Origin of the sequence: Paenibacillus sp. EPM92 (genome assembly GCF_016586185.1) — a bacterium.
Taxonomy (GTDB): domain Bacteria; phylum Bacillota; class Bacilli; order Paenibacillales; family NBRC-103111; genus Paenibacillus_G; species Paenibacillus_G validus.
Genome location: NZ_BCPS01000050.1, coordinates 37,123 through 61,647, shown reverse-complemented (window position 1 = coordinate 61,647; position 24,525 = coordinate 37,123). Strand labels below are relative to the sequence as shown.

Annotated in this window: 24 protein-coding genes and 2 pseudogenes; 11 read left to right on the top strand and 15 right to left on the bottom strand. The window is 54.7% G+C overall.

What is annotated here, in order from left to right; all coding sequences use genetic code 11:
* Positions 1–18: 18 nt before the first annotated feature.
* The 4 genes from JMF85_RS09545 to JMF85_RS09530 all read right to left on the bottom strand — a co-directional run bounded on the left by JMF85_RS09545 (position 19) and on the right by JMF85_RS09530 (position 2,771).
* Positions 19–735: an HAD-IA family hydrolase gene (locus JMF85_RS09545; protein ID WP_127604929.1), complete on the bottom strand. Its 717-nt coding sequence runs from the start codon at positions 733–735 to the stop codon at positions 19–21.
* Between the two features lie 154 nt (positions 736–889).
* Complete coding sequence (locus JMF85_RS09540) at positions 890–2,059, bottom strand: transglutaminase domain-containing protein (protein WP_236595800.1); 1,170 nt, start codon at positions 2,057–2,059, stop codon at positions 890–892.
* A 53-nt stretch (positions 2,060–2,112) separates the two neighbouring features.
* The gene (locus JMF85_RS09535; protein WP_230876080.1) at positions 2,113–2,547 is read right to left on the bottom strand and encodes a hypothetical protein; all 435 of its coding nucleotides are present in this window, start codon (positions 2,545–2,547) and stop codon (positions 2,113–2,115) included.
* A gap of 71 nt (positions 2,548–2,618) precedes the next feature.
* Positions 2,619–2,771 (bottom strand): hypothetical protein, encoded by a 153-nt coding sequence (locus JMF85_RS09530; protein WP_155614613.1) that lies wholly within the window; start codon positions 2,769–2,771, stop codon positions 2,619–2,621.
* Between the two features lie 203 nt (positions 2,772–2,974).
* On the opposite strand from JMF85_RS09530, the gene JMF85_RS09525 reads away from it, so the two are divergent.
* From JMF85_RS09525 to JMF85_RS09515, 3 genes are all read left to right on the top strand, one after another.
* Positions 2,975–4,159: an MFS transporter gene (locus JMF85_RS09525; protein ID WP_201318107.1), complete on the top strand. Its 1,185-nt coding sequence runs from the start codon at positions 2,975–2,977 to the stop codon at positions 4,157–4,159.
* A gap of 383 nt (positions 4,160–4,542) precedes the next feature.
* Entirely contained in the window at positions 4,543–6,138 is a 1,596-nt protein-coding gene (locus JMF85_RS09520; RefSeq protein ID WP_201318106.1) for an S-layer homology domain-containing protein, read from the top strand.
* Between the two features lie 279 nt (positions 6,139–6,417).
* Positions 6,418–6,777 carry a ribonuclease M5 gene (locus JMF85_RS09515; RefSeq protein ID WP_127604937.1) on the top strand — a complete coding sequence of 120 codons (360 nt, stop codon included), beginning with the start codon at positions 6,418–6,420 and terminating at the stop codon, positions 6,775–6,777.
* Between the two features lie 6 nt (positions 6,778–6,783).
* On the opposite strand, the pseudogene JMF85_RS09510 reads toward JMF85_RS09515, so the two are convergent.
* From JMF85_RS09510 to JMF85_RS09465, 10 genes and pseudogenes are all read right to left on the bottom strand, one after another.
* Positions 6,784–7,617: pseudogene (locus JMF85_RS09510) on the bottom strand (AEC family transporter); the annotation flags it as partial.
* Positions 7,618–8,976, bottom strand: a complete 1,359-nt coding sequence (locus JMF85_RS09505; protein ID WP_141336825.1) for an IS4 family transposase — start codon at positions 8,974–8,976, stop codon at positions 7,618–7,620.
* Positions 8,977–9,262: 286 nt separating this feature from the next.
* Complete coding sequence (locus tag JMF85_RS09500; RefSeq protein WP_127604941.1) at positions 9,263–9,874, bottom strand: SCO family protein; 612 nt, start codon at positions 9,872–9,874, stop codon at positions 9,263–9,265.
* 71 nt (positions 9,875–9,945) lie between these two features.
* Positions 9,946–10,893 (bottom strand): heme o synthase, encoded by a 948-nt coding sequence (gene cyoE / locus JMF85_RS09495; RefSeq protein WP_054799845.1) that lies wholly within the window; start codon positions 10,891–10,893, stop codon positions 9,946–9,948.
* 237 nt (positions 10,894–11,130) lie between these two features.
* Positions 11,131–11,967, bottom strand: coding sequence for an urease accessory protein UreD (locus JMF85_RS09490; RefSeq protein WP_054796354.1), 837 nt, complete (start codon positions 11,965–11,967; stop codon positions 11,131–11,133).
* Entirely contained in the window at positions 11,960–12,619 is a 660-nt protein-coding gene (gene ureG / locus JMF85_RS09485; RefSeq protein WP_127604943.1) for an urease accessory protein UreG, read from the bottom strand. The genes JMF85_RS09490 and ureG overlap by 8 nt, the downstream gene beginning before the upstream one ends.
* Positions 12,620–12,675: 56 nt before the next feature.
* A complete protein-coding gene (locus JMF85_RS09480) occupies positions 12,676–13,377 on the bottom strand; it encodes an urease accessory protein UreF (protein ID WP_127604945.1) in 702 nt (233 codons plus the stop codon).
* Between the two features lie 15 nt (positions 13,378–13,392).
* Positions 13,393–15,123 carry an urease subunit alpha gene (gene ureC / locus JMF85_RS09475; protein WP_127604947.1) on the bottom strand — a complete coding sequence of 577 codons (1,731 nt, stop codon included), beginning with the start codon at positions 15,121–15,123 and terminating at the stop codon, positions 13,393–13,395.
* Entirely contained in the window at positions 15,124–15,489 is a 366-nt protein-coding gene (locus JMF85_RS09470) for an urease subunit beta (protein WP_127604949.1), read from the bottom strand.
* Positions 15,490–15,528: 39 nt separating this feature from the next.
* Complete coding sequence (locus JMF85_RS09465; RefSeq protein WP_127604950.1) at positions 15,529–15,834, bottom strand: urease subunit gamma; 306 nt, start codon at positions 15,832–15,834, stop codon at positions 15,529–15,531.
* Positions 15,835–16,175: 341 nt separating this feature from the next.
* Between JMF85_RS09465 and urtA the strand changes: the two genes are divergently transcribed.
* From urtA to gerQ, 7 genes and pseudogenes are all read left to right on the top strand, one after another.
* On the top strand, positions 16,176–17,420 hold the full coding sequence (gene urtA, locus JMF85_RS09460) for an urea ABC transporter substrate-binding protein (RefSeq protein WP_201318116.1): 1,245 nt from the start codon (positions 16,176–16,178) through the stop codon (positions 17,418–17,420).
* A gap of 117 nt (positions 17,421–17,537) precedes the next feature.
* Positions 17,538–18,443, top strand: a complete 906-nt coding sequence (gene urtB, locus JMF85_RS09455; RefSeq protein ID WP_141335409.1) for an urea ABC transporter permease subunit UrtB — start codon at positions 17,538–17,540, stop codon at positions 18,441–18,443.
* Positions 18,444–18,466: 23 nt separating this feature from the next.
* Positions 18,467–19,579 (top strand): urea ABC transporter permease subunit UrtC, encoded by a 1,113-nt coding sequence (gene urtC / locus JMF85_RS09450; RefSeq protein WP_141335407.1) that lies wholly within the window; start codon positions 18,467–18,469, stop codon positions 19,577–19,579.
* A gap of 19 nt (positions 19,580–19,598) precedes the next feature.
* Positions 19,599–20,396 (top strand): urea ABC transporter ATP-binding protein UrtD, encoded by a 798-nt coding sequence (urtD, locus tag JMF85_RS09445; RefSeq protein WP_054796352.1) that lies wholly within the window; start codon positions 19,599–19,601, stop codon positions 20,394–20,396.
* A complete protein-coding gene (gene urtE, locus JMF85_RS09440; RefSeq protein WP_127604958.1) occupies positions 20,383–21,111 on the top strand; it encodes an urea ABC transporter ATP-binding subunit UrtE in 729 nt (242 codons plus the stop codon). The genes urtD and urtE overlap by 14 nt, the downstream gene beginning before the upstream one ends.
* Positions 21,112–21,238: 127 nt before the next feature.
* Positions 21,239–22,072, top strand: coding sequence for an aldo/keto reductase (locus JMF85_RS09435; RefSeq protein WP_127604960.1), 834 nt, complete (start codon positions 21,239–21,241; stop codon positions 22,070–22,072).
* A gap of 343 nt (positions 22,073–22,415) precedes the next feature.
* Positions 22,416–22,838 (top strand): annotated as a pseudogene (gene gerQ, locus JMF85_RS09430) (spore coat protein GerQ); the annotation flags it as partial.
* A 182-nt stretch (positions 22,839–23,020) separates the two neighbouring features.
* Here the strand turns inward: gerQ and JMF85_RS09425 are convergent.
* The gene (locus JMF85_RS09425; RefSeq protein ID WP_155614614.1) at positions 23,021–23,347 is read right to left on the bottom strand and encodes a hypothetical protein; all 327 of its coding nucleotides are present in this window, start codon (positions 23,345–23,347) and stop codon (positions 23,021–23,023) included.
* 97 nt (positions 23,348–23,444) lie between these two features.
* Here JMF85_RS09425 and JMF85_RS09420 point away from each other — a divergent pair, with 97 nt between their 5' ends.
* Complete coding sequence (locus JMF85_RS09420; protein ID WP_155614615.1) at positions 23,445–24,428, top strand: metal-dependent hydrolase; 984 nt, start codon at positions 23,445–23,447, stop codon at positions 24,426–24,428.
* Positions 24,429–24,525 lie beyond the last annotated feature (97 nt).

Here is a 24,525-nt window from a genome sequence, read left to right as displayed (position 1 = left end):
GTAAAGCTGCTCCTTTCGTTAAGACACAAGCAATTGTCGCAGCGAATGAATGCCTTCGCCCGTATGGTAGTCGTAACGCTTGATCTTCACCGCATCGATGCCCGCTTGCGCCGGCGCCCAAATATCGTTCCGGTCATGGTCGCCGACATACAGCACATCTGCGGCTTCAAGCCCCGCACGCTCCAACGCGAGCCGGAAAATCGCCGGGTCCGGCTTCTCCAGCCCGACTTCCGTCGAGACGATGACCGGCTCGAAGAAATCCAAAATCCCTTTATCCGCCAAAATTGACTTCAGCGTCGGGGCAAAATTCGAAATGATGCCGAGGCGCAGCCCTCTTCGCTGCAGCTCCGCCATCGTCTCGATGACGTCCTCGAACAGCGCATAATGTTCCGGCGACGTAAACAGGTCATACAGTTCATGACAGCAGGCATGGATTTGCTCCTCCGTCCATTTCTCTTCCTCCACGCCGAGCTTCTGCAAAATATAGTGGTACACCTTCATCCAGAACAAACGGTCGGATTCGGGCGAACAAGCTTCGAACGCGTCCGAAGGCTTTCCATAATACAATAGACGAAACGCCTCGGTAAAAAGTTCACCGACTTGCTCTTCCCCGCGATGCAGCGAACGGGAAGCCAAGTGCCGGTGGAGGATCGCGCTCGCCGCCGGTATTGTCAGCAGCGTATCGCCTACATCAAAAAATACGGCTTTATAGGCCGTTAACGGTTTGTTCAGCACGTCATTACCACCTTTTTTCAATCGATCGTTGTTATCAGTTTACCACAAACCGAACCGGAGAAGAAAAGCTTCTTGCCATGGATCGCCGGCCAAAAAAACCATAAAAAAGCCGGAAGACCGCTGTTCGCGATCCTTCGGCCAGGAAACGGAGACGTTACGCCTCCTTAATATGCGTATCGTTGAAGTTCGGCGGATTGAACCAATTGCCGCCGCTGGCGACCCATGTGGAATCGAGTGGCACCCAAGCTTTCTTCTCGGACAAGTATACCTCGTTCCAGGCATGCGGTCCGTAACCGCCCCGGCCGTCGTAGCCGAGTCCGGTCACAACCTTCACATCGAGCCCGACGGAACGGGCCATGACGGCATACAGCCTGGAGAAGTCGATGCAGACGCCTTTTCTCGTAGTGAATGTATCCTCGGGCGTCTGCTCCTTCCAGATGCGCTGTTCCTCGTAAAGCTTGACTTTGTCCCAGTCGTACGAGACCCGCGTGCCGACCCAGCGGTAGAGCAGCTTCGCCTTCTCCTCGTCGGTTTTCGCCTTGGCTGTCACCTGCCGGGCCGCCTGCGCGATATCCGGCGCGATCCGGGCGTCGAGCACCTCGTATTTGCGCTGTAAAATGTTGCTGAACTCCTGCTCTACCGCACGGGTAAAAACAGGCAGCTGATTGGCCAGAAAATCGCCGGTTACCGGCTGAATGACTTCCTTGGCGCCTTTCTGGTATAACGAGGACGCTTGAATGTAACCCGCCACAGGCGTTTGCGGAAACAGCGTCGTGAAAATGAACAGAGCGGCAACCAGGACAAGGCCCCGGCCGAGCCCCGTCACCCCGCCGATACCGCCGCCCAGCAGGCTGCTGAATACCGTCGGCGCGCCTCCGCTTACCCCGGATCGCGGCAAACGGTCGCCGCGAGCGGACAGCCAACCGTCCACAACGGGATCGATCAGCCGGTAGACGAGCTGTTTGATCAGACCGTAGCCGACCACGAAGAGCACACTGTTCCGCAGCAGCGAGAAATCCCGCAGCCCCGTCACGACGGTATAATAGAACTGCTCCCAAAAACCGAGCTCCTCGGACGGAATGGTAATATTCAAGCCGACGAGCCAAGCCTGTACTTTCGGCGACATCCCGTTCGTCAGCATCCACGCGAGGAACAAGCTGACAAGTGTAACGGCGCCCTCCGTCACCATCAGCGCCAAATGCTTGGCCGAAGAGGAAGCGCCGCGAAACAATCCTTGTATGACGGAAAAGAAAAATACTGCAGCAATAAGCAGCGTGACGGCGTTGAGCGACATCGCCGTCCTTAGCAAGTCCGTATCGCCCATACCTCCTCCTCCTTCCTACCCGGCCCGGTTGATGTCAAGCGCGGCTCCCTCCATTACAAACCCGCGTTCTTTTTCGCTTGGTCAATCAAGCCTTTGATAACATCATCCATTTTGACCGTGAAGGTCTGGTTCATAAACGTCACCTTCACATCGCCCTCGCCGGCTTTGCCTTCGAGCTTGATGCTTTTCGTCGTAACCGTGAACGATCCGTCGGGATTCGCCGCGTACTTGGCCTCTTTGATTTCTTCGCTGAACGTTCGGGCCAACTGGGCCTTCACTTCCGCTGCCGCTTGCGCCCCCACCGTCGTGCCGAATTCAAGCAGTTGATCTTTATAATTCGCCCCGTAGTAGAACAGCCCCGCTAACACAGCCAGCACGAGAATCCATTTCATCACCGTCTTCACCAGGTTGACGACGATGAACAGGACGACGAGCGCACCCACGATGACGTACCACCGGTCCTGTAAAAAATTCATGATAAAGTCCATCCGCTCTCCCCCTCCTTCAATCCCATGTGCGGCTAAACTAGCCGCTTTCCCCATCATACAACAGCTGGTCTCTACTCTTCATCTCTTTTTTTTCGCAGCTCGGCGAGCTTTCGCCGGATCTCGTCAGAACGATCCTTGTGCCCGGTGCCCTTGCGCGTTCTTTTCAACCGAAGCGCCGAAACGACCAGCACGGCGATCAGCAGCACCCACATGAAACCTTCCATTTGGCCGTCGCCCCTTTCTGTTAGGGTTGCAAACCGTTAATCGGGCTAATCGTTAACCCGTTCAATTATTGAGGAGTTTTCCAACTGTTGTACTAACTTGGCCGAGCCCGGCGTAAACGTATAAAGAGCTTGTATGAATAAGCCGGCAACGAACATCGGCAGTACCCGCTGTAACCGTTGCGGGATTAGATCGGGGTGATAGGATGAAAACCGCTATATGGCTTTATTTGTTTATGTTCGTCGCGATTTTCGATCTGCACGCGCAGTATCCGATTTTGTCGCCGTTCGCCGTGTCCTTGGGCGCCGCCCCTTCGTTCATCGGCCTCATTCTCGGCGTCTATTCCATTACGCATCTACCGGGCAACTTGATCGCCGGATACGGCGTCGATCGCTTCGGCAGCAAAAAATTTATTCTCTTCAGCCTGATTGTAGCAGGAGTGCTTCTCTTGATTCAATCCCGGGTCACCGACCCTTGGCAGCTTCTGATTATCCGCTCGTTCAGCGGGTTCGTCCTGGCCTTTCTGTCTCCGGCTTGTTTATCCATGCTGGCGAAAATCGCCAAGGACCGCGTCCACCAAGGCAAATTGATGTCCGGCAACGGAATGGTGCATACGCTGGCGTCCGTCATGAGCCCGGCGGCCGGCGCTTATTTGGTGGCCCGCTTCGGCTTCGAACAGTCGTTCGTTTATTTGGGATGGGGCTTAATCACCACGGGCGTACTGGCCTCTATCTTCGTCAAAGAAAGCCCGGCTCCCAGGATGGCCGCGTTCGCGGAGCCCTCAAAAGCGTCGGACGCGCACCATACGGCGTCTTCGAATGACGCTTCAGAGCTTGAGACCGCCGCCGGATCGGGTACGATTCCATGGCTGTTTTTCTGCATCCCGCTGGCTCTCTCCTGCTCCCAGGGCATTCTGTTCTTCGAGCTGCCGCTGATGAAAGAGACGCACAGCTCGATTATGACCTCCGGCATATTTTTCTCCTTGGTCAGCTTAGGATCGCTAGTGACGCTCAGCTTGTTATTCTTAAACCGGGTATCGCCGGTCTGGCGCGTATCGTTCGGGAGCTTGGCGCTCGCGTTCACTTTCTTCGGCATGTCGGTGCATTGGCCGCTTCCGATGTCGGTTTCGCTGTTCCTGATCGGGATGGCGAAAGGCGTTATTTTCCCCGCAATCGCTTCTTTTCTTGCCGGGGTCACAAGTGCCAGCCGGTACGGACGCACGTTCTCGTTTTTATCGATATCGTATTCGGTAGGGGCCTTTATCGGCCCGATCGTCTCGGGACATGTACGCGACATCATGTCTCCTTATTTTATCGCATTCGCGTTCCTGATGATCGCCTTATCGATGGTTCCGTTCCGGGCGATTCTGACACCGTCCCGCACATCTTGAGCCGCGGCCGCAAGCCTCGCCGTCCATGAACCGGTCTTTCGCCCGGTTCCGGGCGGCTTTTTTTGTCACATGAGAAGATGGTCGCAAACGGATAGGCCAAAAGTACAAATTAGGGTAAATCCCGCAACCTTATGTAAATGGCCTCCGTTAAGGAGAAACCACCGTGTTTCAGACCAGACAAGCTTGGGTAATCTCCATAGGACTACCCGACGAAGATGAAACATGATTTGGCAGTACGGACATAAATTGGATGTTCGTGCCGAACTCTTCTGGTGGAATTTCTTAAACGAAGGAGGTGACTAGTTTTGTCCGACCCATCTCATCATGAATATCGCACAGACCCCGTTCGATTACCAGATCAAGCAGAAAGGAGTGAATCGCGAATGAAGCCTTCTGTTCTACAGAAGACGGCACACTTTACCGTTCTTATGATGATGTTATCGTTTGTATTGCCGGTTTTGGCCTACGCGGGTACTGGTTTTAAGGATTTGACTTATAAGAACGGCACGGTCACCGGAACCGTATATTCCGATGTGTACAGCTCCTCCGTAACGCCGTCCGTTTATTTCTATGATCCGAGCGGAAACTACTTGGGCGTTACGACCGCTACATACACCGTGTACGACGGCGTGTACAACTATGGATTTACCCTCAATAACGTAAGCACCTTCGATTACGTCCAAGTATACGGACCGAAAGGAACCGGCTTTAACGTGGCGGATTCCGTCTATCAATCCGTATACTTGACGACAGATCCGGGCAACTCCGGAGGCGGCGGTGGCTGCTGCGCAGGCGGAGGCGGTTCTCCTTCCACCGGCTCTGAATCGATTCAAGTCGGCGCCGACGGAAGCGTCAATGCCGATACCTTGAAGAGCTCGTTCGAAAAGTTCGACACCGTTACGCTGAACTTGAGCGGAGACAGCGTCTCCATTCCGGCCATAGCGTTAGAGAGCTTCGCTTCCGATACTGACAAGCTGTTGAAGGTGACGAATGCGAACGGCACGTATAACATTCCGCTGCACGTCTTGAAGCTAAGCGACCTGGCCGCGAAGGTTGCAGTCACCGTCAGCGAGCTGACGGTGAAAATTACGATTGCCAAGGCCGATACGGCAACCAGCAGCGCTGTGGACGCCGCAGCGAAGCAGTTGGGCGGCTCGGTGCTTGCCCAGCCGGTCGACTTCAACATCGTCGGCGTCGGCAAAGACGGCAAAACCGCAGCTCCGGATTTCGGCAGTCATTACCTCAGCCGTGTGCTCCCGTTAAGCGGAAGCGAGAATCTCTCCAGGGCGACCGGAGTTCTGTACAACCCGGCCACCGGGAAGCTGAGCTTCGTTCCTACGCTATTCACAGATAAGCAGGCGACGCTGAAGCGTAACGGCAGCAGCTTGTACGCCGTCATTCAGCTCGACAAGAGCTTCGCCGACATCAGCGGGCACTGGGCGCAGCCTTACGTGGAACTGCTTGCAAACAAGCTCGTCGTGGACGGCGTAACCGATACGTCTTTCCAACCGGAGCGCAGTATCACCCGCGCCGAATTTGCGGCTTTGGTCGTCCGTGCGCTCGGTCTTGAGCCGTCCGGCAGCGCCGGATCGTTCCAGGACGTGGCCGCAAGCGATTGGTTCGCCGGCGTCGTCGGAGCCGCAGCAGCCGCGAAGCTGATCGACGGCTACGAAGACGGCACATTCCGTCCGAATGCCACGATTAACCGCGAAGAACTGGCCGCCATGGTCGTCCGCGCTCTGGCCTATGCGAAAGCGAAGCCGGATGTAACGCCGACCGAACAAGCGGCGCTGCTCGCGAAGTTCAAGGACTCCGGCACCATCGTCTGGGCGCAGCATGAACTGGCCGTCGCCATTCACGCCGGGATCATCGACGGCATGACGAGCGATACGCTCGGCGCTCGCCAGGATGCGACCCGTGCGCAGTCGGCCGCCATGCTGAAGCGCCTGCTTGTGAAGGCGAACTTCATTAACGAATAAGAATCGATCTTGTACGTACGAACAGCCCCGGCGCTTCCATAACGGAAGCGGCCGGGGCTGTTATTTATTCATCGTTTAACAACACGTATTTGTGCATCGACAAACTTCATAAAAGCCAAACGGCCCGTGTCGTCATGCGCTTCCCTGCCGCCTCATCGCCCGCTGGGCCTTCGACAATTTCCTGGGAAATATGTACAGGAACAGGTTGGATCGGACAGTAATAGGGGATATACTACAACTAAAGCGTACATAAAATAAGACGGAATGCGAGGAACGAGTATGCCGATTGCCATTATTGTCGAAGGAAAAAACGACAAGAGCCGTCTGAAACGGCTGCTAACGGACGATATTCTGATCGTGTGTACCTTCGGTTCTTTAAATACCGACCGCCTGGAAGAGCTAAAGAAATCGGTCGGCACCCGGGACGTCTATATATTCACCGATAACGACTCTTCCGGCAAGAAAATAAGAGGTATCCTGCGGGATACGTTCCCGGACGCCGAACAAATTTATACCCGCCGCGGCTACGCAGGCGTCGAAGGTACGCCGGACGAATATTTAATTCAACAGTTAGAAAAGGCCGGGCTCGAGGAATATATCTTATATCCGCCCGTGCTCCCGACCTTTGAGAAGTTTTAAGTCCGTTTATGCGATGAATTTCATTAAATAAATGACAAGCGTGACGGTAAAAATACTGAAGATCGTCGAAGAAAAAACAACCTGGGACGAAAATTCCGGTTCATTATCGTACTCTACCGCAAGCAGCACACTGCTTAACGAAGTTGGCACCGCACAGGAAAGCACAAGCGCTTGCGCCATGACGCCGTCGATGCCGAGCAGCTTGACGATGGCAAATCCGACCGCCGGACCGATGCACAGCCGAAGCACATTGGACAGCATGACGTCCGAGAAATTCAGCTTCCATTTCATGCTGCCCAGCTGTACGCCTAGCGTGAGCAGGGCGGTTGCGATGAACGCGTTCGAGATATAGTTGATCGGCGTATATACCGGGTCCGGAATCGGCACCTCCAGTCCGCGCAGCAGGAAGGCAACCGGAATCACATAGATGACGGGCATCGTCAGGATCGTGCGCATCGTCGCCTTGCTATCGTTCTTATTGGTCGCACTGCTCACCGAATAAATGCCGTACGTGTTCGGAATAAGACTCTGCATCATCATGATAATGATTTGAACCGACAGCGTGAACGCATCGCCGACAAACACGAGCTGGTTGAGCGGAATCGCATAGTTGGCGCTGTTGTAAAAGATGACGCTGTTCCGCATCGCCGGTACCATGCCGCCTTCATATCTCCGCACGCGGATGACGATTTCGATCAGCATGTACATGGCGGCGAAGAATAGAGAGAAAAACAGCAGCGTTTGCCCGATTAGCGCTAACGAAAGTTGCGATTCATATAACATTTTGAAGACGATAGCCGGAGAAAATAAATAAAAGTTCAGCTTGGATAATGTCTTAACTCAACTTTCGCAGCTTAATTTGGGCAGATAAGCCTTGATGTGACTAGGCAAAGCGGCAATCCATTGTTGAAGTTGTTTTTGGATTAATGTTGTGATCTTTTTGCTTGCTCCCTTAGCTACAGTTTCAAGGATCTCAATGAGCTGTTTTAATGCAATGGCCCAATCGATTTGACCGATTTCATCGCAGAGCAGATGAAATAAGCCGCCCAAAGTGCGCTTGTCCGTACTTTGACGATGTTGCCATGCTAACAAGATGTATCGCGAAAATACGATCGTCGTATGACTGATCAAGAGATCATAAGAACGGCCCTGGAACTCCTTTTGAAGTCGCAACAGCGATTTTGTGCACTTAAAGAACACCTCGATGTCCCAACGGATTCCATAAATCCGGATGATCTCTTCCACAGGAAGCGACAGGTCGGTGCACAGGATAGCAAGCCATTCCTTTTTGTTCGAACGGTGGCGCACGAAGACGATTGTGACGGGAATTCCCGGGGATAACTGCGTACGGATCGATCGCAGAATGCCTTTCTTGTTCCCCTCAACAGGCATAGCCTTGTAGTAAAGCTCATGCAGAGTGAGTCGACGTCCATGGATGAGATAACGCTTTTTATCCGCTTTGACCATGCCGATGACGTCCAGACCGCGAGCAAGCATCGCATGAATGAGCGGAGCATGCGTAAACCAACTGTCCATCAGCACGTACGATGCCTGCACGCCAGCAGAAAGCGCACGATCAATCATGGCGGGAATCACTTCCGGCGCAGGCAAGAGGGCCTCCATTCGCCGCTTGTAGCCAGACGTACGCTTATCGATCTTTTCCATGATGCCGTTCACTTGTGACTTGAGTGAAGCAAGCAAGGAAAAGTCAACGGGAATAAACGTATGGCCGTCCGACCATCCGAGCGTGAGCATTCGAAAGCCTTTGTAGTAGCAACCGGTTGCATGGTCTTTGAATCGGGAAAGTAGCTCGACCGCTTTGCTGCGATTGCGCTCATACATGGAATCATCGACCACAAATACGGATATACGGTCCTCTCCGGTCAAAGGATGCACCTTACCAATAGTGAAAGAACTCAACGAGGATAAGAATCGGCGCCATGCGTAACCGCTGTGATTGAGAAAGCGATACACCGCGTCTTTGCCGGGATACGTCTCGCCCTTAAGGCTTTCTAGCAAACGAAACCAGTTCTTATGATGGAATAAGAGGATAAAGACAAGCTGGAACAGGTATGAGCACGTGAAGCCGAACTTTTTCTTGAAGCCCGCTGTTCTCAAGTGCTGTAGCATCTTTAATTCCTGAAATGCAGATCTGATTTCATTTGGAAGTTGATTCGGCTCTACGGTTTGGCCTATCATAGAGAGGACACCTCTTCTGTATGGTAGTGATGATCTCGACAATCTCACTTTACCAAAAAGAAGCGGTGTTTTTCTATTTTTGCAACCTTCATATTCAATCTGCAATTTTTACTGTCACATCAATGCTCTATGCCGGTTTTCGCTCTGCGAAAGTTGAGGTCTTAATATCCAGTCGGAAAGCTCGATACAACCAAATCCCCAGCACAATCATAATCGTTAAAGGAATAACGTTATTCAATAAAATATGCGTAAAAACGTTCATGCTGGCGCGAGCCTCCGAAGCAAGCTATTTTTCTTTGCTGATTTTAATCAAATCAGCTGCCACTTTCTCCACGTCCAAGTTCTCGTCAGCGGCCGTATAGTACGTTCGCAGATCGCCTTTGCCGTCTACGAGCAGGAACAAGTTGCTGTGGGTCCAGGTATCTGCTTTCGGATCTTTGGCTACCATAACGCCGAACTTCTCGGCCAGTTCCACAGTCGCTTTCTCTTCGCCGCGCAGGAAATACCAGCCGTTATAATCCGGATGATAACGGTCGGCGAATTCTTTCAGCCGTTCCGGCGTATCTTTCGTCGGATCGAAAGTGATCGACAGTAATGCCGTTTTCGTGCCGAATACGCCTTTCTCCTTAAGACTGTCCTGAATTTTCGACAGCGTATACGTCGACGGCGGGCATACGTCTGGACACGTGGAGAAGAAGAAATATACAAGCTTCGCTTTCCCCGCCGTATCGGCTAAGGTGACCTCTTTGCCGTCCAGATTTTGCAGTTTGAAGTCGGGCGCTTTGCGCAAGACGTCCATCGTCTGCTCCTCCGGACCTTTCAACAGCATGTAACTGAACGTTCCAATCAAGCCGAGCAGCAGCACAATCACGACAATCTTAAATGAATTCTTCGGCATCTGTAAGCCCCTCTCTTCATAAAACAATCCCAGCCCGTAAGCGAGGCGTGGGATCGTTCGAAAGTATATGATTACGGCAGCAACGTCGTCGACGTCGTGCTGATCATCATGATGATGAATAAAAACATCAAGTAGTTGACGGAGAAGATAAACATCTTTTTGGCCCATTGCATATCGTCTTTGGCTTTAAAGCCTTTCAAGCTGAGGAATGCCCAGTACAGCCCCATCAGCACCGCCGCGTAAAAGTACAATTCACCGACATAGTCGAACACGTACAGCAGCAGCGAAACCGGCACAAGCAGCACAATGTAACGGATCATGGCCATCTTGGTCGGGTAAATGCCTTGAACGACCGGCAGCAGCGGAAAGCCTGCCGCACGGTACTCCTCCATGCGGCGGATGCCGAGCGCCCAGAAGTGAGGCGGCTGCCACAGGAACAAGATACCGAATAGGATAAGCGCCCCCATGTCAAACTGCTGCTGCACCGCGCAGTAGCCGATGATCGGAGGCACCGCGCCGGAGAAGCTGCCGACGAACGTGCTCCATACGGAAGTCCGTTTAAACCAGGCGGTATACACCCACACGTACAGGAACAATCCGATCAGCCCAAGCAGCGTCGATAACGGACTGCCGACCAAAAACCATAACACCGCCAAACCGGCCACGCCGAGCACGATGCCATACCCGAGCACCACCTGCGGGGAAATGCGTCCGCTCGCCAAGGCGCGCTTCTTCGTACGCTCCATCTTCGCGTCCAGATCGCGGTCCAAGTAGTTATTCAATACCGTGCCCGATGCCATCACGAGCGCGGTTCCTAGCAGCATATAAATCAGCTTCAACCAATCAATTTGCCAGCCGGACGCTACCCAAAATCCACCCAAGGCTGTAAGTGAGTTGGAGAAAATAAGACCGGGTTTGATCAGTTGATAGAAGTCTTTCCAACTTACCGGTGCACTTGCCGTCGATTCTGCCGCTGCGGCCGTTTCGACATGAAGCTCCAGGCTTGCCTGCTCTTTCAATTTGTGAACCTCCTTGTGTGAAAAATCGAACAAGCGTTGTTGCGATTTGTCCACGCTTTTACATGTCCCCTTTATAATAGCAACCCAAGGGTCGTTTGACAACAAACCGGGCACGGTGTTCAAAATATTGTCGAATGCGCAAAAAAAACAAGCGACCGCGGGCTGCGGCGCTTGCCAAATTCACTTATGGCTTATTACCCGATTCATTCTAGACCTGATCTATTTTATAGAAGAAAGTCATTTTGGAATGACAAATGCCTGACGGTCGAACAGCCGCTGCCGCACAAACAGCCAGGCCGCATGCAGCAGCTGCTGCAGCTCGAACACGCGCCGACCTAAGACGAAGACGGCCAAGCCGTAGCGGTACGTCAAACTGACGCCGACATACAGCTCGGGGAATTTGGCGGCGAATTCCGATAAATGCTGCCGCAGCTCCTCCACAACGGCCGCATCCGCCCGCTCCGAGAACAAATAAAACATGCCGAGATGCGTAAAGCTGTGCCATCGCGGAATAACGCCGACCCTCCCCTCCTTCGGGACGATTTGCTGCTTCGCTTGGTAAATCATTTCCCCGTCATAGGCGACGGTGAACCGGCTGCGAAGCTTCTCATAATGGAAACGTTCGCCGCGATGCGTCCGGCCGGGGCAAGTGAGCTCGCTAAGCATCAAGGTCGAGCCCCGCTCCATCTCAACCGCGGTGTCACTGATCAGCGTCGCGTCCCGATACAACATGAGCGGTTCCGGCATATATTCGACGTAAGCGTCCTTGCCGAGGTGCAGACGCTGCCGCTGTTCGCTTACGGCGTTCTCACCGTCACGGGGCGGATGCACCTTCGTATACGACTGGTTCGTGATCAGCACATCGGCGGTTTCCCCGATTCGCCATTCCAGCTCGTAGCAATCCCCGGCCATGATGCCCGGTGAAGCGTCCATAACATAAATGCCGAGCTGGTTGCCCGGGAACGGGAACGTTTTGGCGATTTTCAACGGATACGTCTGCGCGTGCCGCCGAAGCTGCGTGCTTCCGTTCGCACAGACAATATCCGCGGAAATCGTGCCGCTGACTTTAGACATGGCTGTATTCGTGTTCGATCCATGCCACGATATCGTCGAGTCCCTGACCGTTGAACAAGTTCGAGAAAACGAACGGCTTGTCGCCGCGCATGCGGATCGTATCCTCCTCCATGACCTGCAGGGACGCGCCGACGTGCGGAGCCAAGTCGATTTTGTTGATAATCAGCATGTCGGAGCGCATAATGCCGGGACCGCCCTTGCGCGGAATCTTCTCGCCCTGCGCCACGTCGATAATATAGATGAAGCGATCCACCAATTCCGGACTGAACGCCGCCGCCAGATTATCGCCTCCGCTTTCGATAAAGATGATGTCAAGCTCCTGGAAACGGCGCTCAAGCTCCTCAATCGCTTCGAAGTTCATCGAGGCGTCTTCGCGGATCGCCGTATGCGGGCAGCCGCCCGTCTCTACGCCGATAATACGCTCCGGAGGCAGTGCTCCCGAATGAATCAGAATACGCGCATCCTCTTTCGTATAAATATCGTTGGTAATGACCGCAACGCTGTATTTATCGTTCAGCTTGCGGGCGAGTCTTTCGACAAGCGCCGTTTTACCGGAACCTACAGGGCCTCCGATGCCGATTCGCATCGGACGGTCTCCTTCAATATTCGGCGCCTCCCATTGATGGTGGTGATGAGCTCCTCCTTGACACATTTCGCACCATTCCTCCTTCATTATTGATAGGATTAAATTCTATTTACGATAATGTTTTATGACATAAACAATCGTGAATATAAACCTTCATGACGCATCATGGCAATCTCGATTAGTGGCACGCTGCTGTAACCATCCTCCAACGGGTCTAATATCGACGCTTGCCTCCATGACCCGGCGATCGCCGGCATCAGCGAGGCGAGCAGCTTTTGCCCTTCGGTTTGGCCGAGCGACATGAGCCGGAGGCCGCTGTTCACTGCCGTGAGGGCGCATTGGTACAAGTACCCCTCCGCCGCCATAGTCAGCGGTACGCCAAGCTGCCGCGCGATCCAGCCGTGGATCAGCGGATGCGTGCCGGGACATCGGGCGTCCCGTATTGCGGTGGCAAGCGGCTCCCACTCAAGGTCCGGGTACATCGACCGCGCCAGCTGAAACAGCCTGCGGCCCATTTTGACCGTGCCTTCCCTCGTCTCCAGCGCCGGCCGCTGCATATGCTGCATCCGGTCCAAGCTCCACAAATCGTCCCACCTTGACGCCGGCGACCATTCGTAAACCGCCTTGACGGCAAGCGCGTCGACAGCGGACCAGCTACAGTACAGCATCGCTTCAATAAATTCACGCAGGTGGCCCGGAGTCATCACCCGGCCTTCCTGAACGAGCGTTTCGAGTCCGAAGGAATGGGAGAAGCCTCCGATCGGCAGCGCTGAATCGAGCAGCTGCGAGTAGGCCAGCCAGGAATATCCTCCGCCCGAATTCATCCTTGTACAGCCTCCTTAAAATAAGAAGTAACGCTGCGCCATCGGCAGCACGCTCGCCGGTTCGCACGTGATCGACGCCCCGTCCACCTTCACTTCGTACGTTTCCGGGTCCACCTCAATCGAAGGCGTCTGATCATTATGAATCATATCCTTCTTCTTAACAGTCCGGCAGCCCTTGACCGGCTCCACCCGCTTGTTAAGCCCGAGCTTCTTGTGTACACCGGCATCGAAAGCGGCTTGCGATACGAACGTGATGCTGTGCTTCAGCGCCATGCCGAACGCGCCGAACATCGGCCGTCCGAACACCGGCTGCGGCGTCGGAATGGAGGCGTTCGGGTCGCCCATCTGGGCGTAGGCGATCAAGCCGCTTTTCACGACCAGGTCGGGCTTCACCCCGAAGAAGGCCGGCGACCAAACGACGAGATCGGCCACTTTGCCGACCTCCACCGAGCCGACGAGATGCGAAATGCCGTGGGTGATTGCCGGGTTGATCGTATATTTGGCCACATACCGCTTGATCCGGAAATTATCGTGGGCTTGCGTGACCGCCGCATCCTCTTCCGGCGCAGGCAAGTAACCGCGCTGCTTTTTCATCTTATCCGCCGTTTGCCACGTACGGATGATCACTTCGCCTACGCGCCCCATCGCTTGCGAATCCGAGCTGAGCATGCTAAACACGCCCAGGTCGTGCAGAATGTCCTCTGCGGCGATCGTTTCCGGCCGGATGCGCGAGTCGGCGAAGGCCACGTCTTCCGGTATGCGGCTATCCAGATGATGGCAAACCATCAGCATATCCAAGTGCTCCTCTACCGTGTTCACGGTATAGGGCCGGGTCGGATTCGTCGAGGACGGCAGCACGTTCAGCTCCGACGCGATCCGGATGATGTCGGGCGCATGCCCGCCGCCCGCTCCTTCCGTATGGTACGTATGAATCGTCCGGCCGCCGATCGCCCGTATCGTGTCTTCCACGAAGCCCGACTCATTCAGCGTATCCGTATGAATGGCGACCTGTACATCGTAACGGTCGGCAACGCCTAAGCAAGCGTCAATCGCCGCAGGCGTCGTCCCCCAGTCCTCATGAAGCTTCAATCCGATCGCTCCCGCTTCAACCTGTTCGGCCAGCGGTTCGGGGAACGAGGCGTTCCCTTTGCCGGTAAAGCCGAGATTCATCGGGAACGCCTCCGCCGCTTCCAGCATCCGATGAATGTGCCAAGCGCCCGGCGTACAAGTGGTCGCGTTCGTGCCCGCCGCGGGACCGGTGCCGCCGCCGATCATCGTCGTCACCCCTGAAGCCAGCGCCGTTTCGATCTGCTGCGGACATATATAATGAATGTGCGTATCGATCCCGCCGGCGGTAATGATTTTCCCTTCGCCCGCAATCACCTCGGTCGATGCGCCGACAATCATATTCGGATCGACGCCGTCCATGACGTCGGGATTGCCCGCCTTGCCGATCCCGACGATGAGGCCGTCCTTCACGCCGATATCCGCTTTGTAAATGCCGGTGTAATCGATCACGACCGCATTCGTAATGAGCGTATCCAGTACGCCCTGATCCCGGGTGTGCCGGCTTGATTGCCCCATCCCGTCGCGAATCACTTTGCCGCCGCCAAATTTACACTCTTCGCCGTATACAGTGAAGTCCTTCTCTATCTCCGCCCACAGGTCGGTATCCGCGAGTCGGATCGCATCCCCCACAGTCGGTCCGAACATGAGCGCATACGCTTTACGGTCTATCGACGCCATCTAGATGCCATCCTCCCATTCGGCCAACCGGATGCGCACCGGTTCCGGCAGCTTTCCGCGGCGCACGCTGCCGGCGGACAATCCGTTTAAACCGAACGAAAGTCGTTCGCCCCCTAGCTCAACGAGCACGATCTCCTTCTCTTCGCCCGGTTCAAAACGGACGGCGGTACCGGCCGGAATGTTCAACCGCATGCCGTAAGCTTTCTCCCGATCGAAGCGAAGCCCCCGGTTTACTTCGAAAAAATGATAATGCGAGCCGACCTGAATCGGTCGGTCGCCGATATTGACGACGGTGATCACAGCTTCCGCTTTCCCGGCATTGATCGCCAGGCTGCCCTCACGAACCCGAAATTCGCCAGGTATCATTGGAATCTCCCCCTCCGTTTCGATGAACGTATTACGCCTTTAAAATTTGATCGGCTGGTGCACGGTCACCAGCTTCGTTCCGTCCGGGAACGTCGCCTCCACCTGCACTTCATGAATCATGTCGGGCACGCCCTCCATCACTTGTTCCGCCTTTAATACCGTTGTTCCGAACTGCATCAAGGCCGCCACCGACATACCGCTCCGGGCCCCCTCCATCAGCTCGGACGTAATCAAAGCTACGCTCTCGGGATAATTCAGCTTAACGCCCCGTTCCAGACGCCGCCGTGCCAAATCCGCAGCGACCGTGATGAGCAGTTTTTCTTTCTCCCTTTCCGTCAAAAACATCGGTGCACCTCCAAAACACGAATAATGAGGATGAGATTAGGTTTTATTATATTCGCGCTTATTACGTTTGTAAACAATTTATGTCATTTAATATAACATAAAAAGAGCTGAAAAAGGAGGTTATCTCTAATTTTAACCGAAAATCCTAATGATAACGTCAGTATCAGGTCAGATACAAAGTGAATTTAGTCGATTATTTTTTTGTATGTAATATATATTGACATAATTTCCGGATGTCACTATGATAATCGTGTGATCACCAATTTCCAAATAATAGGGGAGTGGATGAATTGAGAAACCAAAAACAAAGACAAAAACAAAGACAAAGCTTAACCGTACTTATGGCAGGAGCGCTTGCATGGACGGCGCTGCTTGCCGGATGCGCAAGCCAGACAACGCCGGCCGCCACCTCGGGCTCCGAAACCCCAACAGCGACCATGACCGAAGCCCCGAAAGACGGGGACGCCGGCACCGTGCCCGTCGGCGTGCTGCACTCGTTGACCGGCACCATGTCCATCAGCGAAGTATCCGTTCGAGATGCGACTTTGCTCGCCATCGAGGAAATCAATAAAGCCGGCGGTGTGCTCGGCAAACAAATCAAGCCGATCGTTGAAGACGGCGCGTCTGACTGGCCGACTTTTGCAGAGAAGACGAAAAAGCTGCTTCAAAAAGACAAAGCAGCAGTGATCTTCGGCGGGTGGACGTCGTCGAGCCGGAAAGCGGTTCTCCCCGTCGTCGAACAGAACAAAGGCCTGTTCTTCTACCCGGTCCAGTACGAAGGTCTGGAAGCATCTCCGAACATCTTCTACACCGGCGCTACGACGAACCAACAAATTGTACCGGCCGTCACATGGCTCTTGCAGAATAAAGGCAAAACATTTTTCCTCCTCGGCTCCGACTATGTCTTCCCGCGCACGGCAAACAAGATTATTAAAGAGCAGTTGAAAGCCGAAGGCGGCACCCTGATCGCCGAGGAATACACGCCGCTCGGCCATACCGACTACAACACGATCATCAGCAAAATCAAGAAGGAAAAGCCGGACATCGTCTTCAATACGTTGAACGGAGACAGCAACGTCGCCTTCTTCAAACAATTGAAGGATGCCGGCATCAGCGCAAGAGACCTGACGACCTTGTCCGTCAGCGTGGCGGAAGAAGAAATCCGCGGTATCGGCGCCTCCGTGCTCGAAGGGCATTACGCAGCATGGAACTATTACCAAACGACCGATACGCCGGAGAACCGAAAATTCGTTGAAGCCTACAAAGCGAAATATGGCCAGGACCGCGTAACCGACGACCCGATCGAAGCCGGATACTTCGGCGTATACCTGTGGGCGGAGGCCGTTAAGAAAGCCGGTTCCTTCGAGGTTGACAAGGTGAAAGAAGCTGCCAAGGGCCTCGAATTCAACGCACCGGGCGGCAAAGTGAAAATTGACGGCGACAATCAGCACGTATTCAAAACGGTACGGATCGGCCAGGTGCAAGCCGACGGCCAATTTAAAGAAGTTTGGAACTCGGGCCAGCCGGTGAAGCCGGATCCGTTCCTCACCACGTATCCTTGGGGCGCGGAAGTGACCAAGAAATAATCACGCTGCACATCGTAGAACTGAACGTATTTCTGGACGCGGGACTGCCTTCGGGCGGTCCCTTTCCTTCAACCTCACCTTTACAGCTTGACTCCCAAACAAGGAGGCGAACCTGCCATGAGCATTTTGCTGCTTCAGTTGTTTAACGGCATTTCCCTCAGCTCGATTTTGCTGCTCATCGCACTCGGGCTGGCCATTACGTTCGGTCTGATGAATGTGATCAACATGGCGCACGGCGAATTCCTGATGATCGGCGCCTATATGGCCTACATGATCCAGCTGGCGTTTCAAAAATATGTGCCCGCCTCGGCATTCGGCTATTATTTTGCCGTCTCGCTCGCCGTCTCGTTCCTCGCGGCGGGCCTGATCGGTTGGATACTGGAAAAAACGCTGATCCGTTTCCTCTACGGCCGCCCGCTCGACAGCCTGCTCGCCACTTGGGGCGTCAGTCTTGTACTGCAGCAGCTTGCACGCTCGATCTTCGGAGCGCCTAACGTCGCCGTCAAAGCGCCAAGCTGGCTCGAAGGCGGCTGGACCGTCACGGCTGAGCTCATCCTGCCTTACAAGCGGCTGTTCATTATCGCCTTAGCCGCCCTGTGCATCATCGGCCTTTATTGGTTCTTGTACCACACCCGTAACGGACGCAACATGCAGGCCGTCATGCAGAACCGTTCGATGGCCGCGTGCGTCGGCATTTCCACCAAACGCGTGGATGCGTTCGGCTTTGGGCTCGGTTCGGGACTCGCCGGCATCGCCGGCTGCGCCTTGACGCTGCTCGGTCCGATCGGCCCTTCGATCGGCACCTATTATATTGTAGACGCGTTCATGGTCGTCGTGCTCGGAGGCATCGGCAAAATCGTCGGCACGGTCGTCGGCGCGCTCGGCATCGGTGTCCTGAACACCGCCTTCGAATACTCGACGAGCGCCACGCTCGGCAAAGTCATCGTGTTTACCCTGATTATCGCGTTCCTGCAATGGAAGCCGGCCGGGCTCGTCACGATGAAGTCGCGTGCGCTGGATTAAACCGCAGAAGGAGTGTATGACGCATGAAACTGACGTTAGGCAGTACCCAAACCAAAGCGATTGCCACCGTGATTTTAATCGCTCTTTTATGCTTGGCCCCTATGGCGTTGTCCGAATTCAGGCTCGGTCTGTTGGGCAAATTTCTGGCATTCGCCATCCTGGCCATGGGGCTCGATCTGATCTGGGGCTATACTGGAATCCTGAGTCTCGGCCATGGCGTTTACTTCGGGCTGGGCGCCTACTGCATGGCGATGCACCTGAAGCTCGTCACCTCCGATGGCGGGCTGCCGGACTTCATGTCATGGAGCGGCGTGGAGAAGCTGCCCTGGTTTTGGGCGCCCTTTCATTCCGCCGGAGCGGCCCTGCTGCTGGCCATAGCCGTGCCTACGCTGGTCGCCCTCTTCCTCGGTTATCTCACATTCCGCAATCGCATCCGGGGCTCCTTTTTCTCCATCCTGTCGCAAGCGCTCGTCATCATCACCGTCACCTTATTCGTCGGCCAGCAGGGGTATACCGGAGGGTCGAACGGCTTGACGAGCTTCAGCACGTTTCTCGGAATGCCCGTGGGCGATCCTGCGACCAAAACCCTATTTTATTACGTGACGGTCGTGCTCGTCGGGCTCGTCATTTGCTTTTGCCTGTGGCTGACGTCCGGCAAGCTCGGCAACATCTTAATCGCCATTCGCGACTCAGAGAACCGGGTACGGTTCCTCGGCTACAACCCCGTCGCTTATAAAGTGTTCATCTATTGCGTGTCCGCCGCGCTCGCCGGGCTGGCCGGCGTCATGTTCGTGCTGCATGAAGGCATCATCTCTCCTGCACAGATGGGCATCGTCCCGTCTATTGAAATGGTGCTGTGGGTCGCCGTCGGCGGCCGGGCCACCATCTTCGGTGCCATAATCGGCACCATCCTGACGAACAGCGCCAAAACAACGTTCAGCGAAGCGTATCCGGACTGGTGGCCGATTCTGATCGGCGCGATGTTCATTGTTGTGACGATGTTTTTGCCGAAGGGCATTGTCGGGTCGATCCACGATCTGTTGAAGCGCCGGAAGAAGACCACATCGTCACCCGCTTCCCCGCGAAGCAGCGCATCGCTCGCCGCAACGGCAGGCACTGAGCCCAACAACACCTGATAAGAAGGAGGCCTCACCCATGATCCAACCTCTAACGTCACCGCGTACAGAAGCAGCCTCCCCCCTCATTCGCATCGAAAACCTGGAAGTCAGCTTCAGCGGCTTTAAAGCGATTCGCGGACTGAATCTGCTGCTCGCTCCGGGGGAACTGCGCTTTTTGATCGGTCCGAACGGCGCCGGCAAGACGACCCTTCTCGACGTGCTCTGCGGCAAGGTGAAGCCGTCGAAGGGCAGCGTTAAGTTCAAGGACAAGATCGACCTGGCCCGCCACCAGGAGCATCAAATCGCACAGCTGGGCATCGGACGCAAATTCCAAGCTCCCTCCATCTTCTCCACCCTATCCGTTTACGAAAACATGCTGCTCGCTGTCAAACAAAAGCGCGGTATCTTCGGCGCTCTGTTCACTTCGTCGCCCCCCCAGCAGCGGGCCCGCATCCGGCATTATTTAGAGATGGTCGGACTCGCGCATAAGGAGACGGCGGCGGCCGGCTCGCTCTCGCATGGGGAGAAGCAGTGGCTTGAAATCGGCATGCTGCTGAGTCAGGAGCCGGAGCTGCTGCTGCTCGATGAACCGGCCGCCGGCATGACAGACAGCGAGACCGGGAAAACCGGCGAGCTGCTGCAGCGGATCAGCCGAAGCCAGACAGTCGTTGTCGTCGAGCACGACATGGAATTCGTGCGTCAGTTCGCCCAAATCGTAACGGTTATGCATGAGGGCGCCACTTTGCGGGAAGGCACGATGGAGGAGATTCAGAACGACGATAAAGTCGCCGAGGTTTACTTAGGGAGGAGGACGGAACGACATGACGAAGGATAGCGGCGTAAATGCCGGGCTGCGCCTGCAAGCGCTGGAAGCCGGATACGGGGAGAGCATGATTCTGCGGCAAGTCACGCTGCAGGTAAAACCCGGCCAAGTCGTATGTTTGATGGGCCGTAACGGCGTCGGCAAAACAACGACGATGAAAACGATCATGGGCCTGATCAAGCCGCGAAGCGGCAGCATCTCCTATGCAGGCCAAGACATAACGCGATTTTCACCCGATCTGCGCGCCAAGGCCGGCATCGGCTACGTCCCGCAGGGCCGGGACATTTTCCCCCAGCTGACGATTGAAGAAAATTTGCTGCTTGGCCTGGAAGCCGCGCCTTCCAAGCTGCGCAAAGCCGGCATTCCCGATTCCGTCTTCGAGAATTTTCCCATTCTCCGGGAAATGCTTCACCGGAAGGGCGGTGATTTGAGCGGCGGCCAACAGCAGCAGCTTGCGATCGCCCGCGCCCTTGCTGCCGAGCCGAGGCTGCTGCTGCTCGACGAACCGATGGAAGGCATCCAGCCCTCTATCGTTCAGGATATCGAGCGCGCCATCGAAGCGATCAAGAAAATCGGGAATACGTCCGTGCTGCTGGTCGAACAGAGTCTAACGTTCGCGACAAGCATCGCCGATTATTATTACGTTCTCGATAAAGGCGTCATTGTGGCCGAAGGCGATCCTTCGCAATTAAGCGAAGAGATGGTACGCAAACACCTGGTTGTATAACGAAGGGAGCCATCCGCCCCGAGCCTGTAAGCAAAAACAGGCTCGCTTTGGCGTTCCCCGTCTCTTGTGTTATCATAAAAATGGATTACATAACCCAAAAATATCCATATAGAGGGAGCGATTCACGATGACAACCTTGAAGCAAATCCATGACGCCACCACGCTTAACAACGGGGTAACCATGCCTTGGCTCGGCCTGGGCGTATGGAAAACGAAGGATGGGGATGAGGTCGTTCAAGCCGTCACCGACGCGCTTGCAGCGGGATACCGCTCTATTGACACGGCAGCCTCTTACGGCAACGAAGCCGGAGTCGGCCAAGCTCTGCAAGCCTCAGGCATCCCGAGGGAACAATTGTTCGTCACGACCAAAGTATGGAACGCGGATCAAGGCTTCGAATCGACGCTGCGCGCCTTCGAGGAAAGCCGGCGCAAATTACAGCTTGAAACCATCGATTTATATTTGATACATTGGCCGGTCAAAGGCAAATACAAAGAAACCTGGAAAGCGCTGATCAAGCTGCGCGACGAAGGCTATGTACGCGCGATCGGCGTCAGCAACTTCCAAGTCCATCACCTGCAGGACCTCATCGACGACAGCGGAGTTGTGCCGGCCGTCAATCAGGTTGAATTCCACCCGCTGCTGCAGCAGTTGGAGCTTCGCCGTTTTTGCCAAAAGCAGCGTATTCAACTGGAGGCCTGGAGCCCGTTGATGCAGGGCAACCTCGACCTGCCGCTGCTGACCGAGCTTGCCGGCAAGTATGGAAAATCGCCGGCGCAAATCATCCTTCGCTGGGATCTCCAGCACGGCATTGTCACCATCCCGAAATCCGTTACGAAACACCGGATTCAGGAGAATGCCGATCTTTTCGACTTCGCGCTTACCGACGAAGATATGACCCGTTTGGACGGATTGAATCAAGACCGCCGATTCGGACCGGATCCAGACAATTTCGATTTCTAACCGACTGCTCTGAGAACCGTAAAGCCACAGGCTTTACGGTTTTTGCCGTTTACAAAAAAATACAACCCCCACCCGTCAACAAACATCCGCCTATCACATAGTATAAATTATGTGCGAAAGCCTAGATGCAGCGAGCGACCAGCGGCGAGCGTTATGATCCGGCAAGTCATTCTCTTTGGTATGTCAGTTCCACCCGGCGCCAGTCCGGCCCGGCGCAACCAACCGAACACCGGACGCTAGCAGAAGCACGGTTTCTTCCCCCCTGCAGGCAGCATGTGCCCAGGCGTTCAATGCACCTATCAGGCGTTAACCCCAAAGGAGGTTTTTCGAAAATTATGTACAATCAAGCTTACCGCCCGAACACCAATGCTTACGGCTACCCGATGTATTCGCCGGGCCGGGCCCGACTCAACCGATCGCACCCATGGGCGCGACCATCCCAAGCGGTTCGACCTTGCCGGGCATGTCCCCGCAGTCCCAGGCAGCGCCCGGCTTGCTCCCGCTCGAGCAATCGTTCATCGAGAACATTCTGCGATTAAACCTTGGCAAGGTAGCCACCATCTATATGACGTTCGAGAATAACTCCGAATGGAACGCAAAAGTGTTCAGGGGTCGCCTGGAAGCCGCCGGCCGCGACCACATCATCATCAGCGACCCGACCACAGGCATGCGGTACCTGCTCCTCATGGTTAACCTCGACTACATCACCTTCGACGAAGAACTTAATTACACGTATCCGTTCGGAGGAGGCCCGACCGGCCGATAAAGCTGACTCTTTAAAAAAACATACATGGTTAAGCCGGAAACAGCGGATCCCCTATTTGGGGGGATTCCGCTGTTTCTTTATTTTCGCCTGCACGACTGCCAAATCGATCAAATACCTATACCGTTTTCGAATCGCTTGAATATAGCTGGATCATAAGCTTCGAGCAAACGAAAGGTTTCGTCCTAAGGGGTGATCCTCGTGAACTTCCATATATGGACTTTCCCGCGGCCGCCGGCGATCCAAGGGTCTATGCGGCGCCACAAGCGACCTTCTTCCGTCTCATCGGGCAGGCCCGGCGTTATCGTTCCGGTCCGGGCCGCTTTCATAGCCGCGTAAGCTTCATCGCTCAACCCGTTCCAAATTTCAACGAACAAACCGGGCTGTTCAGCCCCCTCATAAACGTCCATTTGTTCGAACTGTTGTTTCAAAACGGCCGCCCACGTTAAATAAGAAGTACGGTACTCTTTTTCAATCCGATACTCGACAAAAACGATACACACTTTTTTCACCCTCGCCACCTTTATTTTGTTCAAGAAAATGATACACTACTAGTAATGGACTGCAAATCACATTATGGAAGAAATACGCTTTTCAGGAGGTAAGTCCATGGACACCGGTACCCATCTCGTCATCGGGCTAGGACTGGCAGGGCTCGCTTATATTGATCCTGTCGTAGCCGCAGATCCCGTCGTTGCGACGGCGGTCTTGATCGGAACCGTCGCGGGCTCGCAAGCGCCCGATGCGGATACGCTGCTTCGTTTGAAGAATAATGCAGTTTACATTAAAAATCATCGCGGGATCTCCCACTCGCTGCCTGCGCTTTTCCTTTGGACGGCAGCCATCTCCGGCGCGCTCTGGCTTTTCTTCGACGGATTGCCTATGCTGCATGTCACGATGTGGGTGTTCATCGCCGTTGCATTCCACGTATTCACCGACTTGTTCAATACGTACGGAACGCAAGCGCTTCGTCCCTTCTCGGAGCGATGGGTGTCATGGAATATCATTCATATTTTCGATCCGTTTATCTTTTTGGCGCATGTGGTCGCCATCTTCCTCTGGTCGATGAGGTTGGTGGACCCGGCGGTCGCTTTCCCGTTGTTATACGGATTGATAGCCGTTTATTACGCGTGGCGCTCGTGGCATCATCACCGGCTGGAGTCCACCTTGTACCGTCAGGATCCCGAGTACGCGCCCGGCGACAAGTACACGTTAATCCCTACCGTCCATCTGTATCATTGGCAGGTCGTGAAACAAAAGAACGACACGACGTTCAGCCTGGGCGAATATCGCAACGGCCGGATCAAGTGGGTCGATCACGTCAAATGCGATTGCCATCCGGCGGTGGACGCTTCCAAAGCGCATCCGAATATCGCCTCCTTCCTTTACTTTACCTCGTTTGCCTGCGCCGACGTCAAGGAGCACGGCTGGGGCTACGAGGTACGCTGGGCCGATGTGCGCTACCGGCATCGCAAGCAGTATCCTTTCGTAGCGGTGCTGCGGATGGACAAATCGTTTGAAACGCTCGATTCTTATGTCGGCTGGGTGAACGATACCCGGCTGGAGAAGAAGCTGCGCGTCGATATGAATTAACCGGGCCTTAACCCGCCAGCGGACATGCGCCACCCTTCAGGCTCATGCTCCGCTTCTTTCAGCGGACTTGTTCGCCATATATGATGAAAAAGCCCAA

What these genes read in the sequence shown, in the direction of transcription:
- JMF85_RS09435 (WP_127604960.1), top strand. Translation starts at nt 21,239, where the DNA reads ATGACAACCTTGAAGCAAATCCATGACGCCACCACGCTTAACAACGGG.
- JMF85_RS09465 (WP_127604950.1), bottom strand. Translation starts at nt 15,834, where the DNA reads ATGTTTTTGACGGAAAGGGAGAAAGAAAAACTGCTCATCACGGTCGCT.
- JMF85_RS09525 (WP_201318107.1), top strand. Translation starts at nt 2,975, where the DNA reads ATGAAAACCGCTATATGGCTTTATTTGTTTATGTTCGTCGCGATTTTC.
- JMF85_RS09535 (WP_230876080.1), bottom strand. Translation starts at nt 2,547, where the DNA reads ATGGACTTTATCATGAATTTTTTACAGGACCGGTGGTACGTCATCGTG.
- JMF85_RS09420 (WP_155614615.1), top strand. Translation starts at nt 23,445, where the DNA reads ATGGACACCGGTACCCATCTCGTCATCGGGCTAGGACTGGCAGGGCTC.
- JMF85_RS09530 (WP_155614613.1), bottom strand. Translation starts at nt 2,771, where the DNA reads ATGGAAGGTTTCATGTGGGTGCTGCTGATCGCCGTGCTGGTCGTTTCG.
- JMF85_RS09490 (WP_054796354.1), bottom strand. Translation starts at nt 11,967, where the DNA reads ATGTCTAAAGTCAGCGGCACGATTTCCGCGGATATTGTCTGTGCGAAC.
- JMF85_RS09480 (WP_127604945.1), bottom strand. Translation starts at nt 13,377, where the DNA reads ATGAATTCGGGCGGAGGATATTCCTGGCTGGCCTACTCGCAGCTGCTC.
- JMF85_RS09515 (WP_127604937.1), top strand. Translation starts at nt 6,418, where the DNA reads ATGCCGATTGCCATTATTGTCGAAGGAAAAAACGACAAGAGCCGTCTG.
- JMF85_RS09505 (WP_141336825.1), bottom strand. Translation starts at nt 8,976, where the DNA reads ATGATAGGCCAAACCGTAGAGCCGAATCAACTTCCAAATGAAATCAGA.
- ureC (WP_127604947.1), bottom strand. Translation starts at nt 15,123, where the DNA reads ATGGCGTCGATAGACCGTAAAGCGTATGCGCTCATGTTCGGACCGACT.
- JMF85_RS09520 (WP_201318106.1), top strand. Translation starts at nt 4,543, where the DNA reads ATGAAGCCTTCTGTTCTACAGAAGACGGCACACTTTACCGTTCTTATG.
- urtB (WP_141335409.1), top strand. Translation starts at nt 17,538, where the DNA reads ATGAGCATTTTGCTGCTTCAGTTGTTTAACGGCATTTCCCTCAGCTCG.
- JMF85_RS09540 (WP_236595800.1), bottom strand. Translation starts at nt 2,059, where the DNA reads ATGGGCGATACGGACTTGCTAAGGACGGCGATGTCGCTCAACGCCGTC.
- JMF85_RS09470 (WP_127604949.1), bottom strand. Translation starts at nt 15,489, where the DNA reads ATGATACCTGGCGAATTTCGGGTTCGTGAGGGCAGCCTGGCGATCAAT.
- urtD (WP_054796352.1), top strand. Translation starts at nt 19,599, where the DNA reads ATGATCCAACCTCTAACGTCACCGCGTACAGAAGCAGCCTCCCCCCTC.
- ureG (WP_127604943.1), bottom strand. Translation starts at nt 12,619, where the DNA reads ATGTGTCAAGGAGGAGCTCATCACCACCATCAATGGGAGGCGCCGAAT.
- urtC (WP_141335407.1), top strand. Translation starts at nt 18,467, where the DNA reads ATGAAACTGACGTTAGGCAGTACCCAAACCAAAGCGATTGCCACCGTG.
- JMF85_RS09500 (WP_127604941.1), bottom strand. Translation starts at nt 9,874, where the DNA reads ATGCCGAAGAATTCATTTAAGATTGTCGTGATTGTGCTGCTGCTCGGC.
- urtA (WP_201318116.1), top strand. Translation starts at nt 16,176, where the DNA reads ATGGCAGGAGCGCTTGCATGGACGGCGCTGCTTGCCGGATGCGCAAGC.
- urtE (WP_127604958.1), top strand. Translation starts at nt 20,383, where the DNA reads ATGACGAAGGATAGCGGCGTAAATGCCGGGCTGCGCCTGCAAGCGCTG.